Source organism: Staphylococcus caseorum, from assembly GCF_049943195.1.
GTDB lineage: Bacteria > Bacillota > Bacilli > Staphylococcales > Staphylococcaceae > Staphylococcus > Staphylococcus equorum_A.
Genome location: NZ_JBNFUA010000001.1, coordinates 2,186,031 through 2,201,719, shown reverse-complemented (window position 1 = coordinate 2,201,719; position 15,689 = coordinate 2,186,031). Strand labels below are relative to the sequence as shown.

The following is a 15,689-nucleotide window of genomic DNA, read 5'->3' as shown; positions in this document are numbered from 1 at the left end:
GTTATGTTTTTCATCATACTCATCGTATTAGCTGCAGTTGGTTTTGTTGTTCAATATTTATTGGGGCTTTTACAGATAAAAAATTTCACGAAAAATTATACAGATTTACGTAGTAATGGCCGCGTAGCGATTGGGAGAAGACCCTCAATATTTAAAGCAGGAACATTAGTGTTGTTTCAATTAAACGGGAAAAATGAAGTTGAAGAAGCCCGTTACATGCAAGGGGTAACAGTATTTTCTAAATTTCGTAAGCTAGAAGGGTTAGAAGGTTTTAAATTAAATAAAGTTACTGATAAAGATTTAAAAAAATACAATAAATTACTAGTTAAAGCAATATTAGATGCTCAACACACACTCAATATTATTGATAAGGGTGGAGAAATTGAAAAAATTCCATCGCCTTTGATGAAAGCAGTTAAAAAGGTAAATAAATTATTTAAAAATGAAAGGGGTATGAAACATGGATTACATCGTTAAATTCGCAGAAGGCTTTATAAAATTATTCCAAACGGGAGCCGATACATTTATTGATTGGATGGGGACAATAGTTCCCTTAGTACTTATGTTATTAATAGCTATGAATACGCTAATTCAACTTATAGGTGAAGACCGTATTAATATTATTGCACAAAAATCAGCACGTAATCCTTTTATGAGATATTTAGTTTTACCATTTTTAGGATCATTTATGTTAGCAAATCCAATGGTTCATTCATTAGGAAGATTTATGCCAGAAAAATACAAGCCGAGTTATTATGCATCTGCAGCACAGTTTGCGCATACAAGTAATGGGATATTTCCACATATAAACCCAGCTGAATTATTTATTTTTTTAGGTATTGCAAATGGAATACAACAATTAGGTTTACCAACAGCTGACTTAGCAGTGCGTTACTTATTAGTAGGTTTAGTAATGAACTTTATTGGTGGTTGGATTACTGACTTCACAACAAGTTACGTAGAAAAACAACAAAAAGTTAAACTAAGTAAAGAAATCAATTTGGAAGGTTGAGGTGAAAAAATGAGTAAACAAGTAGAAATTGTAAAGGGTTCTGGAGGATTTGGTGGTCCGTTAAAAATTGGTGTAACAGGCAAAAAGAATAAATTAGTTTATATAACTGGTGGGCATAAACCAGCAGTTGTTGATAAAATTGCTGATATTACAGAAGCAGAGGTCATTAACGGTTTTGAGACATCAGTGCCAGACGAAGAAATAATGGCAACTGTTATAGATTGTGGTGGGACACTAAGATGTGGTATTTATCCTAAAAAAGGAATACCTACTATCAATATTATGGCTACAGGTAAGAGTGGACCTTTACGTCAATATATTACGGAAGATATTTATGTTTCTAATGTAGATGAAGGACAAGTATCAGAAACAGAAGAAGCGTTTTTGCGTGCTAGTTCAACTCAAGAAGAGAATACATCATCTGAAAAGGTAGATGGGACTTATTCTAAAGATAAAAAAATTATGGAAACACGTGAAGGAGAAGTAAACAAGTCATTCTTAACTAAAATTGGTTTGGGTGCAGGTAAGGTTATAAACACTTTTTACCAAGCTGCACGTGATGCTGTAGATACAATGCTACATACCATACTTCCATTTATGGGATTCGTAGCGTTATTGATTGGTATTATTCAAGGATCTGGTATCGGTGACCTTTTCGCACAAATTATGTCACCTCTTGCTGGAAATATATGGGGGCTGTTAGCTATAGGATTCATTTGTTCATTGCCATTCTTAAGTCCATTACTTGGACCAGGCGGGGTTATTGGACAAGTATTAGGTACACTAATAGGTGTGGAAATTGGTAAGGGCAATATTCCACCTAACTTAGCCTTACCAGCTTTGTTTGCAATTAATACACAAAATGGCGCTGATTTTATCCCTGTAGGTTTAGGATTAGCAGAAGCGGAAACAAAAACGATTGAAGTAGGCGTTCCATCTGTTTTATATTCAAGGTTCTTGAACGGTATGCCTCGTGTATTTGTAGCTTGGCTCGCAAGTTTTGGTCTATATAAATAAAATTAAGAAAGGATTTTAAAATTGTATAAAACGTTAGTAAAAAAAATTGGGCAAGATGCTGGAGCATTTAAAGAAGAAAAAATGATTATATTATTTGGAGACAATGCCCCTAAAGAATTAGCGGATTACTGCTACATTATTGAAGTACAATCTGTTGAAGATAGTATTACTGAGGAGCAAAATTTTTATATTGATAATACAGCATTTGATATTACCAAAGTAGGTTCAGCAGTTAATAAAAATTTAAATGATTTAGGTCACATTACGATAAAATTTGATGGTAGCACAGTGGAAGAACAATCTGGCACATTATATGTTGAAGATAAGGATATTCCAATTATTAAAGAAGGTTCAAAGATAGTAATAGAGTAATTCCAATAAATTCTCGGGAAATAATCTACTTATTAATAGTTTTGATTATATTAACTTTAAGTATATCTAAAAAATTAAAATATTAATGTAATGAAATAGATTCTACGCACAATATGCAAAAATAATTTAGACAGACTAAGGTAGCTCATAGAGGTACCTTTTTATTTGGATTTGCGACTCAAGTCGATATAAATATTATCGTTTTCATTTATAAACCGATACAATTATCTTAATTATGGTTAAAGGGGAATTTATAATGGATATTAAACTGGTTGTTGCGGACATGGATGGCACATTTTTAAATAATGATAGTCAATTTAATAGTGAATCGTTCCAATTATTAAAAGAGCATTGCGAGAAACACAATATTCGGTTTGTATTTTGTACGGGGAAACAGTGTGAGCGTGTCGAGAGTATTATTGGGGATTTAGCACAAGATACGTTTATCGTAGGAGATAGCGCAACAAGAATTAAATTTAACGGTGATTTTATTTATAATGCCACGATTGAAAATAAGAAAGCTAAAGAAATTATACAAGTGATCAAAGATATTAATCCAACGCAAACGGTACTTGCATGCACCGCATCAGGCGCGTATGTCTTACAAGACACACTAGAATCAGAGAAGAAATTGGTACATGGATCGTTCCAAAATGTAATTTATATTAATAATTATGACGAAATTGAAGAAGATATTTTAAAAATTTCTGTGCATGATGCAACAGGTAAGTGTAAAGAGACTGCTAATCAAATTAAACACTATGAGTCGGAGGTTTATATCATCGCATCTGATGAAGAATGGATTGATATTGCAGATTTGGGAGTTAACAAGGGAACGACAATTAACCGAATTCAAAGTTTACTGCAAATCAGCCCTTCAGAAACTATTGCATTTGGCGATGGATTAAATGATATTGATTTATTTAAAGCAGCGAAATATAAAGTGGCCATGGATAATGCTTACCCAGAGTTGAAAGCAGAGGCCAATTTAACAGCAATAAATAATAATGCTGATGGCGTAGTACAAACATTGAATTTATTATTAAATTTTAAATAATAAAAATATATAATAGTTTTTAACATTAAGTAGTTAATTCTGTGATATTATCTATCTAGTGCATATGTTTTTTTAACATATGAATTATATAAGATGGAGGCATAGAACATCATGAGTACGAAGCAACAATCGGGCAACAAATTAATTTTAGCTATTGTATTAAGTGTATTAACGTATTGGCTGTTTGCTCAATCGTTTATAAATATATCTACCCCAGTGCAACAAACATATCAAACAACGTCTGGTATTATTAATTTGTCAGTGAGTATTACATCTTTCGCAACTGGTATCTTTATGGTAGGCGCAGGTGATGTGTCAGACAAAATAGGAAGACTCAAAATGACCTATTTGGGTATCATTTTAAGTATTATCGCCTCGTTATTAATCATTATTTCGGATATTACGGCACTACTTATTATAGGAAGAATCATTCAAGGTATATCAGCAGCCATACTCTTACCTGCAACAGTAGGTGTGCTGAAAGATCAATTTGAAGGCAAGGATTTACGTAAAGCGATTAGTTACTTAATGATCGGGACTGTTGGAGGCGTAGGTATTGCTTCATTGGTTGGTGGATTTATCGCTACATATATCAATTGGCAGTCTAACTTCATCTTGTCTATTATCATCGCTATCCTAGCATTTGTGCTATTACTTGGCACGAAAGAAGAAGCTAAGGAAGTAATCGATAATCGACCATTCGACTATATAGGTATGTTAATCTTTGCTGTTTTAATAGGAAGTATCACCTTATTTGCAACGCAAGGCTTTGAACAAGGCTGGACGAGTCCTTTTTCAATTATTTGTGGTAGTGTATTTATTATTTCTATAATTGTATTTTACTTTTTTGAACGTCGAAAGCGCGCCCCATTTATTGATTTTGCATTATTCCGTAACCGTGGGCTCGTTGGGTCTTCTTTAGTTAACTTTGTACTTAATACAGGTATAGGGGTAACAACAGTATTTAATATGTATGCTCAGACAGAATTGGGCTTAACGCCGTTTCAATCAGGTTTAGTGACAGTGCCGTATGTCATCATGGCAGTGTTAATGGTTCGCTTAGGGGAAAAAATATCACTGCGTCATGGCGGTAAACCAATGTTACTTGTAGGACCATTATTTCCTGCAATAGGCATTATTTTCGCCAGTTTAACCGTATTGCCATCTGACTGGTATATTGTAGCTGTAACATTTGGTTTTGTTATTTTTGCTATTGGCAACGGTTTATGTGCGACACCTGGTTTAACTGTAGCTATTTTAACGATTCCAGATGAAAAAATTGGCCTAGCTTCAGGTCTGTATAAAATGACTTCTTCACTCGGTGGGGCGTTTGGCATTGCAATGAATACGACAATATTTGCTGCGGTACAAGTGACACATAGTGCAAGCGTGGCAGCGACTTGGTCTTTCATGGCTAGTATCATGTTAATGATTATTGGTGTGATTTTAGCGCAGATCATTATACCAAAAAATATAAAAGCTTAAACACTACGAGAAAAAGCCAGTTGCTGCTATGCAACTGGCTTTTGACATTGTATTTTATAATTGGTTACCTTCATTGGGAATAGGGTGATTCTTGAAAATTTTGGCTAAGTGCATTGTATTATAGGCGAGCATTTCAACGTGTTTTTTGGTAAATTCATTTACGTGCTCAATGTCTAAATAAGAAGGGCCTGGACCTGCTTCGCCAACCCAATAAGCGTCAACATTTGGAGGTATTGTTAAGCCGATATGAGATAGGGCGTATAGGATTGAGGCAGCTGCATTTTTTGCGCCATCTTCGTTACCAGTAACAATGGCACCACCCACTTTATTATAAAAAAAGGATTGACCACGTTCGTTGGTTAAACTTGTACTACCATAAAGGCGTTCAATGGCAAGCGTTGCGATACTACTTTTCTCACCTAGCCATAAAGGTGTACCAATAATTAAAATATCTGCATTTTTAATTTTTTCTAAAATGAGAGGCCATTCGTCTCCGTTGCCCATATCATCAGAAATGCCATAAGAAATATTATAATCACTTAATCGAATCATCTCACTCGTTACATTTTCTTTATGATAGATGTCAGTGACTTCTTTCGCTAAGCCTTCTGTATTGGATAGTTCATCACCATGTTTTAGAGATGCATTTAAAATAATTGCTTTCAAGGTCATAACTTAGCCTCCATTTTTATATTTTCATCTTGAACATGAGCTAGAAGTAATAACACATTTTCTTGGAGTAGGACTAATTGTTATATAAAAATGGGTTATAAAATTTTTTAGAGCTTTGTTCAGCATCTTTTTCACAATAATACCAATTTTTACAGTCATAATTGGAATCTTTCATTCGTTTTTTAGCATCTTCAAGCGTTTCTGGTGGGGCAGCTAATAAATTTTCTCCCTTTTTCCAATTAGCAGGTGTGTTATCTCCTGTTTCATCAGAAATCTTAATCGCTCTAGTAACACGTAAGAGTTCATCGATATTACGACCGGTAGTCATTGGATAGTAAATCATAGCACGGACCACAGCATCATCATCGATAATAAATACTGCTCTTGAGCTTTCGGTATTATGCGATTCAGGCGCCAACATACCGTAAGTTTCTGATATTACCCTGTTGGAATCTGAAATAAGTGGGAACTCAATTTGCACATCAAAAGACTCTTCGATACTGTTTAACCATGCCACATGTGACGCAAGACTATCTACACTTAAACCAACCAGTTTCACACCTAAATCTTGAAATTCCGAATATTGATTTTGTAACGCTACAAACTCCGAAGTACAAACTGGCGTAAAATCAGCTGGATGAGCAAATAAAATCACCCAGTCATTTTTATAATCATCTAAAGTTATTTCCCCTTGTGTGGATTGACCTTTAAAAAATGGTGCTTTTTCTCCAATGCGTGGTAGACGTTGTGTTTCGGAATGTAAATCTGAATTAAGTGGCATGTACATCACCTACAGTAGAAGGATGGTTGAAAAATTTCACTTGCATTTTATTTATATTCAAATTAAATAATGGCGTAGTTTGATTACCAACAATTTTGAATTCTGTCTTAAGATAAGAATTATTTTGAGCAAAAGAATATTTCACTATATATTTGTCGCCATCTTTAAAATACTCGTATTTGTAAAAAGTAGTTACTAAACGTGTGAGTTTTTTAAGTATTTATCTTTTATATAACGATTTACACCAAGGTGACCTGTTTTATATATAGTTTTTTTCTTAAAAGAGATAAATCTTTAGGGCATAATAAACTACAAAATAACTCTGGGTCTTTTTTAATAATACTTTTTATAAAATCTTCTATACATTGTTCTATTTTCATAATTATCACACCTAAACTTTGAATTTTATATCTTAGCTTTGGAATTGAAAATTTAAAACTGTAATGGAAATTGTAAAAAAGGTTAAAAAGGCGTTTATACAAAATAATATATTGAGTCGTTTGTGTATTAGACATGAATTTAAAAAGTTATATTGAAGGTTGAGAAAAATTACTTCTATGGTGTATATATTCCACAATTTTAATATATTAAACTTTTTACAATAAATATGTATTATATTTATTGTTTTGTGTAACAATTAAAAATATCTCCCCAATTCTATTTGAATTGAGGAGACATTCATAGTCGTATTAATTTTTTTATTTTTTTTAAGGTTTTAAAATCACTTTAATATTATTATCTTTTTTCTGGTCGAATATTTCATAAGCTTCTGCCGCTTTATCTAATGGCATCGTATGTGTAAGAATGTCAGTTGGATCAAATGTACCTTCACGAATCATCTCATATAATTTCGGCATAAGATGAATCACAGGTGCTTGACCGGTCTTAACTTGGACATTACGGTTAAAGATCAGGTTTAGTGGGAAATCATCGGCTGGTGTTGCGTAGATACCTGTTAATTGAATTGTACCGAATTTACTTACAGCTTCTGCCGCAGTATCAATGGGACTGATTGTGCCGCGTTGTGCAGAATCTGGACTCAAGTCACGTTCAGATGCTTTGACTTGGCCATCCATGCCTACGCAATCGATCACAATATCCGCACCACCATGTGTAGTATCACGCAGTAACTTACCGATTTCTTTTTCTTTATCAAAATTATAGGTTTCGACTTGGTTATATTCCTTGGCATGTTGCAGTCTGTGCTCAATGTTATCTACAGCGATGACACGTTTTGCACCTTTAAGTTTTGCGAATTTTTGTGCCATAAGGCCAATTGGACCACAACCTAAGATGACAACTGTATCACCTGATTTAACGCCAGAATGCTCTACACTCCAATATGCAGTAGGTGCGACATCAGATAAAAATAAAACATCTTCATCTTTCATATCATTGTCTGGAACAATAAAAGAAGAAAAGTCTGCGTAAGGGACTCTTAAATACTCAGCTTGGCCGCCCCAATGGTTACCATGCATACTGCCGAAACCAAACAAACCACCATTATCCATTTGCCAATTGGCTTGCTCTTGATTTGAATTATCACACTGCGATTCCATTTCGTGATTACAATAGTAACAATCACCACAGCCTATATTAAAAGGAATCACTACACGATCACCTTTTTTGAGTTTTTTAACGTCTTTACCAACTTCTTCAACGATACCCATAGGTTCATGACCAATGACAAATCCTGGGTCCATCATTAAATCACCTTGATGATATAAGTGTAAATCAGAACCACAGATGCCGGATGCCGTTATTTTAATAATAGCGTCTGTTGAATCTTCAATCTTTGGGTCGCTGACTTGCTTAACTTCCATTTGTTTTTGACCTTGAAAAGTAACAGCTTTCATAAATAACGCCTCACAATTTTTATAGAATTTCTAGTGATCAAGTGGCATAAATATAATCTGTTTCTTTCAATATATTCCCGTCGCCTATATGACTAAACTTTATGGACTTGTAAATTGAAATATAGTTCCATATAAAAAGCTTAATAGTACGTGTTTATGACCCAGTGATATCAATGTAAGTTTATAGACTCAAGAACATAGAAAAATGAGCGTTACTAACATTGAAATGAAATATTAGTGATTTGGTATTATTGGTACAAGTAGATGTGAATCATAGTCGCCACCTGTATAAATGTTGTGTTTACCTTGATTGACTGTTTCGGTATGTTCATAACGTGTTTTAAGGCCAGGTGTGCTATTCCCTTTAACGACTTCACTTGCTTTGATGACAACTTGAATACTTTCGCCTTTTTTGAACAATGTACCGGATGGCAATATTTCAATTTCTACTGGCACAATTTCATCGCCATTAAGTTTACGTTCGCTTTCATGTGTATGCCAAGGTTGTAGTGGTGTAGATTTCGTATTATCTCGTTCACGATGAGAAACACGTAGCCAACCCGTTGCGACTTGACCGTGTTCGATATGATTAAAGTCTGGGAAGTTAACTTCTTCGCCTTGACGATTCACTTTTTTAATTCCAGCAAATAGATCCATATCATCTGCGTTATCTGCAGATACCCATAATTTTAATTTCATATTACCTGTAAGTTCAGTATCTTCTTCAAATATTTTGCTGAATCTTACTTCGTCGTTGTCTGATACTTCACTATTATATAAAACTTTTGCAACGTCTTTAACTTTTGACGTATTTAATTTCATATTATGTCCATCTAAATATAAAGGCGTTGCTTCTGTATTTGGAAGCGGGTAGTTGGATGCTGATTTGGTTTGGCCTTGATAAAATTTATTTCTGACTTCATAAGATACAGTTGGTGTATCTTGCCAATCATTTTTAATACCTTTTAAATAGTAATCAAAGAAGTCTTTTTGTTGTTCTAGTGATTCACGTGCATAATATGTTTCCCATTCTTTACGTCCGTGAATTTTAAGCCATTTGTCTTTGGAACTTGCTTGTTTAAATCCTTCGAATGTACCTCTGTTATGCAATCCTTGTGTAGACCAACTTGCACAAACAAACATAGGTACTTGAATCGCTGATAAATTGGCTTGCTTTCCTTTCCAATAATCATCAAACAATGGATGGTCTTGTTGTACAGTTTTTAAATCTTCAATATCTGTGTCTGGCCATCTTGCGATAATACCTTCATACCAAAATCTATAAAAACCAGTATCAGGCATACCACCATGGAACGCTATTTCACGATACATATCGTTTAAGCCCTCCCAAGGAATCATCGCTTTTAAATGTGTTGGATTTAATGAAGCGACCCACCATTGTGTAACAGCTAAATAAGAAACACCATTTGTACCTACATTGCCATTACTCCATGATTGTTGGCCAGCCCATTCGATTACTTCGGCATAGTCTTTTGCTTCTGCTAGACCCCAAGGATATAAAGCACCCTTAGATTTCGCACTGCCACGTAATGCAACTTTCACCACGACGTAATCATTTGCTACCCAGAAACCAGGGTCAGGGGACTCTTCCGGCGTTATACTTGAAGTTGGAATGTGACCTAGTGTTGGCCATAATGCGCCCATGTTCGTAATTTTAGGTTTGTTATCTTTACCGTATGTGTCTGCGGACATTACTACAGGAAATTGACCTGATTTATTAGGACGGATGACATTAACATATAGCTCTGCACCGTCTGACATTGGAACGATGACATCTTTTTCCATAATCATTTCTTGATTACCATATTGGATGCTATCGACTACGATATGGTTTGTACCTTCTGTAATTTCTTTCATAGGTGTAGCTGTTAATTTTGGATTACCTAACATTTGTTTAGTCATAAATCATCATATCCTTTCTTGTATAAGGTAATACTTGTTTTTGAATACACTCTTACCCTAAACTTAAAATAATCGACAAACAACAAGCAGGGATGTGCTTTGTGTACGAAACTCAACAGTCTTTGTAGGATTGTCTATTAAAGAGAAACAAATGGAGGTGTGATACGTAAATGACTCAAGATCGTAGAGTAAGAAAATCACAGCAAGCGATAAAATCATCATTTTTACAATTATTGAAAGAAGTACGTTTTGAAGCTATCACGGTGCAACAACTTGCAGATTTAGCAGATATTAACCGTGGCACATTTTATGCGTATTATGTAGATAAATATGATTTATTAGAAAGTATGGAAAATGAAAAAATAGATGCCCTTCAAACATTTATTGAAAATCAACACAATAGTGATGGAGAAGAGGCACCATCAAATGTGGTGGAAAGTATTATGTCTTATCTCGTTGAGCACATAGATGACAATATAAATTTCTATCAAACGATGTTTGCGATTGGTAAAGCGTCTATGCTGCAAGAAAAATTATATAGACTTATTTATAATCATTTAAGTGCATATAAAGGGGAAGACAACAAAATTGGTAATATGCCATTTGATTATTTTATGAGTTATGTGTCAGGCGCAGGAATTTCAATATTAAAACATTGGGTTGAAGATGAGCACAGAATTACAAAAGAAGAATTTGTTCAGCATTTCTATAATATTGTGACTGTAGGAACTATTGGGATCGTAAAGCAGTCTATGTAAGGTGAACCGGCAGTGGTTAGTTGGAGCTATACGTGTGATTGAAGCGGGAAAAGATGGATATAAACGGCTATGCATGGAATGAACATGAAAAGCGTTTGAAGTGAGAATATAAAGTTAATATCCCGTCTCAGGATAAAGTGAAAATAATAGATGTTATTGATAAAAGAATAGAGTTCGAAAAAGTCGAATTCAGAGGTAAGTAATTTTGCTTCTCGTGTTTATACGCAAGCGATTGCTACAGGGCAGGGGCATGGGATTATGTATTCTGACTAAGCTATCAAAGTTGTGAATTTAAAAATAATGATTTTATAGTAAACATTCTGATCATTTAATAAGTGCTAATATTACCTGCATATGTATCTTAAAAGTCATTGTATTTTAGAGATAGTTAAGTAAAAGGTTATTTACTTTTTATATATCATGTTTTTATGAAAAACAAAAACACATACAAAATATGTATGTGTTTTGATCGTGTGTATTAAATGGTTTTCTATTTAACTAATTTTAAAGATACATTAATTAACAGCCATATGAATTGTACAATAATGGTATTACTAATAATCCAATAAGTAGCCAGAAAAATGAGTACACTTCTTTGTTATTAGCGTCGGATAATCCGTTGGACCAAGAATATAGTGACAATCCCAATATCACTAGAAGCCAAAATAAAGTTGCTACCGACCACAATATCCAAGAAAGTTTCATAATAATCCTCCATTTGCACTTATAAGTTCAATTATTGTTTTTTGTTGCTACTTACATCTTGTGTTTGATCGATATCATTTTTAAGCGCAGCTTCTTCATTTTCTAGATCATTATTCTTAGACATCTCATTTTGTTCAAAAGCATAAGTTTTCTTTTGATCTGAGACGTTCTCAAGCATCTTAGTTAAATTAAAACCAGTCATTTGGTTTAAACCTTCTTCAGCGTTAGCCATTTGAGTAATAATACCGTTTGATAAAGAATTAACACCATCACCGTTTCCACCATCAAGAATACGGATATTCTCAACGTTAGATAATGGTTCAGCAATTGCTCTAGCAAACTCAGGCATTGTTTTAATCATCAATTCAGCTAACATAACGTCTTTATTTTCCGCAAGCGCATTTGCTCTTTCTCTTAAGCCATCTGCTTTTGCTTTTTCTTGTTCTCTAATAACTTCAGCTTCAGCTTTACCTTCCTTGATACGTGATTCGTAAGATGCTTCGGATTGTTTAATCATAATTGCTGCATCTGTTTCGGATTGTTGGCGGCGTACGTCATCTTTTTGACGTTGAATATGAACGTCATTCTCACGCTCCATTTGGATTAAGTGTAATTCGTTTTCTTTCTCAGTACGTTCAACATGCAATTGTTTTTCTTTAATTTCTAAAGCTCTAGATTCTTTCTCTAATTGACCAGAAGCTTCGGCTTGCGCTTTATTTGTTTCACTCAAGATTGATTGTTCTTTTAAATCTTTCTCTCTACGAGAATCAGCTACGTTCATTTGGCGAGAAATCTTTTCCTTCTCAGTTAATTCCGTATTTTCTGCTATTTTCATTTCAGTTTCTCGTGAAGCATCACTTTCAGCAATATCTGCCTTTTTCTTAATCTTAGCAATCTCAGGTTTACCTAAGTTTTCTAAGTAGCCTTCGTTGTCACTAATGTCAGATAGTCCTAATGAAGTAATACTAAAGCCCATATTGTTGAGTTGCCCTTGAGCAACCTCGGTTACTTTATTATTGAATGCTTCTCTGTCTGAGTTGATTTCTTCAACTGTCATTTTAGATAAGATAGCTCGTAAATTTGTATTCAAAACTTGCGATATTTCATCAGATACTTCATCTTTTGACTTGCCTAAGAATTGTTCAGCATATTTAACAATACCTTGTAATTGATCGGCAACTTTAACTGTAGCCACCGCCTCAGCTTCGATGCCAACACCAACTTTAGTCCAAACAACAGGTGTTTTGATTTCTAACTGAAATGATTTTAGTGAAACTCGCGTTGATGATTGGAACATTTTCATTCTATAACCACCACCACGTACTACTCTCATGTGACGTCCTTCATCATCTTGATAAACATTTGACTCAGATTTTGGATCGCCGATGTTAGGTCCTGTAATGATTAAAGCTTCATTTGATGGAACTGTCTTAAATCTTGCTTTCATGTATAGGTACCAAATTAGACCTCCAAATACTACAAGTCCAATTATGGTAGCAATTGTAATTAATATAAATATATTCATATGGGTATTCTCCTAATTCTTTTTGAATTTAATAAACGTTACACATCTTTTAACGAATTTCGATATGATTTATCTTGTTTTTATTGATTTTGGAGTGACTTCGTTATTGTTAATGAACTACATTTTTGTTTTTTGAATAAATTAAATTTATGATTAACCATATGAGTTGCATTACGAAAGGTAGCAAGAAAAAAACAGCTAATATTGCTATGTTAATCCATTTAAGTTCAATTGTTTGAATAGCACCAGTAGCATCGACTTCTCTGAACCAAACCATAAATGATAGGATTAAAAACGCTGAAAATTCGAGTACGCTGATAATCCACAAAAAAATCCATGAAAATTTCATATTATCATCCTTTTATTATTAAATATTTCATTACATAACTAAGAAGCAAGCGCATCAAAATACATAAGGTTAGAATTAAATAAAACGTATAGTGAAAATTTAATAATTGGCTAGTTAGAATCAGTTTCTTTTTCAGTATTGAAAAACATATCGTAAATAAATGAAATAACGCCAAGTATAAAGCCAAGAACAATTAATCCATTTAAATTTTGACTATCGTATATATTAACCCAATCCAGATGACCTAACTTATTCCAATATTTATTAAGACTTAGATTAGGATTTATATAATTTAATAAAGTCGCTAATATAAAAGTGAACATAACAATGAAAATGAAATCTTTTATTGCGTCTAAAAATCTATGCTTCATACTTCATACCTCGTTTTTATACATATTTAGTATTTTTTATTCCATTTTTTTAGAACAGCTGACATCAAAGCACTTAGAAAAGTAATTAAAATTCATACACTCATGATAATTGAACTCGTACCACTGACAGTAAAGCCCATTTCGAAATTACCATTAGCGTCTGCATTTAAATAAAAATTCAAAATTACAATGATTATTGCTCCTATAAAAGCAATAATACCCAGTAAATCAAAAGCTAATTTAGTATAAGGATATTGAATGTTTTTAGTTAACATATATATATTCCTTTCTTCTCATAAAATATCGTTTATTTATTGCTGTTTTTGTTTAAAAATACAACAAAATAACACATGCTTATAATCAGCCATGTGGCGATTATTGGGATACATAAAGTAATCATTTAAAGTGTCCCTTTATAAAACAACTTATTTTGATACTTTTCTACTTAATTGAAAAAAAATCGACTATGTGATGGATGGCAAAACCTACAATGGCAGCTAGGATGATGAGAATAAATATACTCATTTACAACATTTGAGAAACGAGGTTCTAAGTTAAAAGTGTAATAATGATAAAGATGACTAACATTAAAGAAGCAATGCTTCCTATGATTGTTTTCGATATAAGATTCCCAATTAAGTAAGAAGTGAATGTCAAAAGAGCCGTAACAAAAGCTGCATTCTTTAATATAGAATCTCCGTTGTTTGAATCTAAGACAAATCGAAGTATAAACAATACAATAGTTAAACAACCTAAAATGTTACCGACCATAGCGAGTTTCTTTATCTTTTCCATTTTCGCTTTTTCCTCAGTCATTAGTTTACCTCCTTAAGACTTAATTGAGTTGTATTAGTTTAAATTATCATTACTATTATCTGGTTTCAGAAAAATAAAACAGTTATAGATGGAAATCCCTCAAGAAACACTTAAAATCCTCAGAAGAATATAATCTTTATTCGAAAACAATTTAGGTATATAAACAACCAGAGTGATAACGAAAATAATATTACTCGCAATTGTTATTAATTTAGTTTTTCTCATAGTAAGATTTGCCTTTCTTTTTAAGTTTGCTATCCAAAAACATTATTATAAATATGAAAATGATATAACAGACAATAAACGCAATATTCAAATCTTTATCTAATTGCCAATACATAAGGGCAAACATTGTAATTGATAGAATTAGTTTTATAGAAAATATAAACCATTTCATATTCAAACTATCCTTAGTTTTTTATTTGTTGTTCGTTTTATTCCACTTTTTAGAGGAAACGATATCATTGAAAGTGTCTATTGTTATAAATCATAAAACAAATGTTAATGATCATCCTGAAGTAATTCTATCTGTGATAATAGTAAAATACCGTAAACTAAAGTGTGGAAGTATGTTCTCAATTTCACATAATCTTCTTGTTAGTGTTTTCCATAAATCGAATTTTCAATATGTAAACTTTTAAATTCTCATACTAATTAATATTAACAAAATTAATATTTCAATGAAATACTAATTTTATAGGAATGGTAATTTTTATTTTTAAAAATATATTTTTTAGGGAGTATTGTTAGGAAAAATATAAAATGAATATTAGTAATCAAATTAACTTTGTTATTAGCATCTTTTAGTAATGGAGAATAAGAAGATAATGAATACGAACAAGAATCCAAAGCAACGGAAACTCTCAAAAAGTGTTTTTTTTTAGTCAAAAAGTGACAAAATGATCGACAAAGATGATGAAAATTTCAAACAGTTTATAGAGAATAATAAATTACCAAGGGTATATGAAAAGGGTAGTTAAGGAGTAAGTA

General features: G+C 32.9%; 18 protein-coding genes. 7 read left to right on the top strand and 11 right to left on the bottom strand.

Annotated elements, in window-relative coordinates:
• Positions 1–3 precede the first annotated feature (3 nt).
• The 6 genes from ACP3TL_RS11260 to ACP3TL_RS11235 all read left to right on the top strand — a co-directional run bounded on the left by ACP3TL_RS11260 (position 4) and on the right by ACP3TL_RS11235 (position 4,943).
• Complete coding sequence (locus tag ACP3TL_RS11260; protein ID WP_069817375.1) at positions 4–477, top strand: transcriptional regulator GutM; 474 nt, start codon at positions 4–6, stop codon at positions 475–477.
• Entirely contained in the window at positions 461–1,012 is a 552-nt protein-coding gene (gene srlA / locus ACP3TL_RS11255; protein ID WP_002506182.1) for a PTS glucitol/sorbitol transporter subunit IIC, read from the top strand. The genes ACP3TL_RS11260 and srlA overlap by 17 nt, the downstream gene beginning before the upstream one ends.
• A 9-nt stretch (positions 1,013–1,021) precedes the next feature.
• The gene (gene srlE / locus ACP3TL_RS11250; RefSeq protein WP_069832312.1) at positions 1,022–2,029 is read left to right on the top strand and encodes a PTS glucitol/sorbitol transporter subunit IIB; all 1,008 of its coding nucleotides are present in this window, start codon (positions 1,022–1,024) and stop codon (positions 2,027–2,029) included.
• A gap of 21 nt (positions 2,030–2,050) precedes the next feature.
• A complete protein-coding gene (locus tag ACP3TL_RS11245; protein ID WP_069832311.1) occupies positions 2,051–2,401 on the top strand; it encodes a PTS glucitol/sorbitol transporter subunit IIA in 351 nt (116 codons plus the stop codon).
• A gap of 256 nt (positions 2,402–2,657) precedes the next feature.
• On the top strand, positions 2,658–3,458 hold the full coding sequence (locus tag ACP3TL_RS11240) for a Cof-type HAD-IIB family hydrolase (RefSeq protein WP_069832310.1): 801 nt from the start codon (positions 2,658–2,660) through the stop codon (positions 3,456–3,458).
• 108 nt (positions 3,459–3,566) lie between these two features.
• On the top strand, positions 3,567–4,943 hold the full coding sequence (locus ACP3TL_RS11235) for an MFS transporter (RefSeq protein ID WP_410529836.1): 1,377 nt from the start codon (positions 3,567–3,569) through the stop codon (positions 4,941–4,943).
• Between the two features lie 54 nt (positions 4,944–4,997).
• On the opposite strand, the gene ACP3TL_RS11230 is transcribed toward ACP3TL_RS11235, so the two are convergent.
• From ACP3TL_RS11230 to ACP3TL_RS11205, 6 genes are all read right to left on the bottom strand, one after another.
• The gene (locus ACP3TL_RS11230; RefSeq protein ID WP_069826245.1) at positions 4,998–5,615 is read right to left on the bottom strand and encodes a flavodoxin family protein; all 618 of its coding nucleotides are present in this window, start codon (positions 5,613–5,615) and stop codon (positions 4,998–5,000) included.
• Between the two features lie 73 nt (positions 5,616–5,688).
• Entirely contained in the window at positions 5,689–6,396 is a 708-nt protein-coding gene (locus ACP3TL_RS11225; RefSeq protein WP_285336756.1) for a peroxiredoxin, read from the bottom strand.
• Complete coding sequence (locus ACP3TL_RS11220; protein WP_256092652.1) at positions 6,386–6,541, bottom strand: hypothetical protein; 156 nt, start codon at positions 6,539–6,541, stop codon at positions 6,386–6,388. Before ACP3TL_RS11220 ends, ACP3TL_RS11225 begins: the two co-directional genes overlap by 11 nt.
• 94 nt (positions 6,542–6,635) lie before the next feature.
• On the bottom strand, positions 6,636–6,776 hold the full coding sequence (locus tag ACP3TL_RS11215) for a hypothetical protein (RefSeq protein WP_256092651.1): 141 nt from the start codon (positions 6,774–6,776) through the stop codon (positions 6,636–6,638).
• A 327-nt stretch (positions 6,777–7,103) separates the two neighbouring features.
• Entirely contained in the window at positions 7,104–8,252 is a 1,149-nt protein-coding gene (locus tag ACP3TL_RS11210) for an alcohol dehydrogenase catalytic domain-containing protein (protein WP_069832307.1), read from the bottom strand.
• Between the two features lie 234 nt (positions 8,253–8,486).
• Entirely contained in the window at positions 8,487–10,175 is a 1,689-nt protein-coding gene (locus ACP3TL_RS11205) for a CocE/NonD family hydrolase (protein ID WP_285326593.1), read from the bottom strand.
• A 170-nt stretch (positions 10,176–10,345) separates the two neighbouring features.
• Here ACP3TL_RS11205 and ACP3TL_RS11200 point away from each other — a divergent pair, with 170 nt between their 5' ends.
• Complete coding sequence (locus ACP3TL_RS11200) at positions 10,346–10,933, top strand: TetR/AcrR family transcriptional regulator (protein WP_069832305.1); 588 nt, start codon at positions 10,346–10,348, stop codon at positions 10,931–10,933.
• 736 nt (positions 10,934–11,669) lie between these two features.
• Here ACP3TL_RS11200 and ACP3TL_RS11195 read toward each other — a convergent pair.
• The 5 genes from ACP3TL_RS11195 to ACP3TL_RS11175 form a co-directional block, all read right to left on the bottom strand.
• Complete coding sequence (locus ACP3TL_RS11195; RefSeq protein WP_069832304.1) at positions 11,670–13,163, bottom strand: flotillin family protein; 1,494 nt, start codon at positions 13,161–13,163, stop codon at positions 11,670–11,672.
• Between the two features lie 109 nt (positions 13,164–13,272).
• A complete protein-coding gene (locus ACP3TL_RS11190) occupies positions 13,273–13,512 on the bottom strand; it encodes a DUF3923 family protein (RefSeq protein ID WP_285326597.1) in 240 nt (79 codons plus the stop codon).
• A 110-nt stretch (positions 13,513–13,622) separates the two neighbouring features.
• Positions 13,623–13,883, bottom strand: coding sequence for a hypothetical protein (locus ACP3TL_RS11185; protein ID WP_069817398.1), 261 nt, complete (start codon positions 13,881–13,883; stop codon positions 13,623–13,625).
• Positions 13,884–13,975: 92 nt separating this feature from the next.
• Entirely contained in the window at positions 13,976–14,158 is a 183-nt protein-coding gene (locus ACP3TL_RS11180) for a hypothetical protein (RefSeq protein ID WP_069832302.1), read from the bottom strand.
• Positions 14,159–14,432: 274 nt separating this feature from the next.
• Positions 14,433–14,699: a hypothetical protein gene (locus ACP3TL_RS11175; protein ID WP_069826239.1), complete on the bottom strand. Its 267-nt coding sequence runs from the start codon at positions 14,697–14,699 to the stop codon at positions 14,433–14,435.
• Between the last annotated feature and the right edge of the window lie 990 nt (positions 14,700–15,689).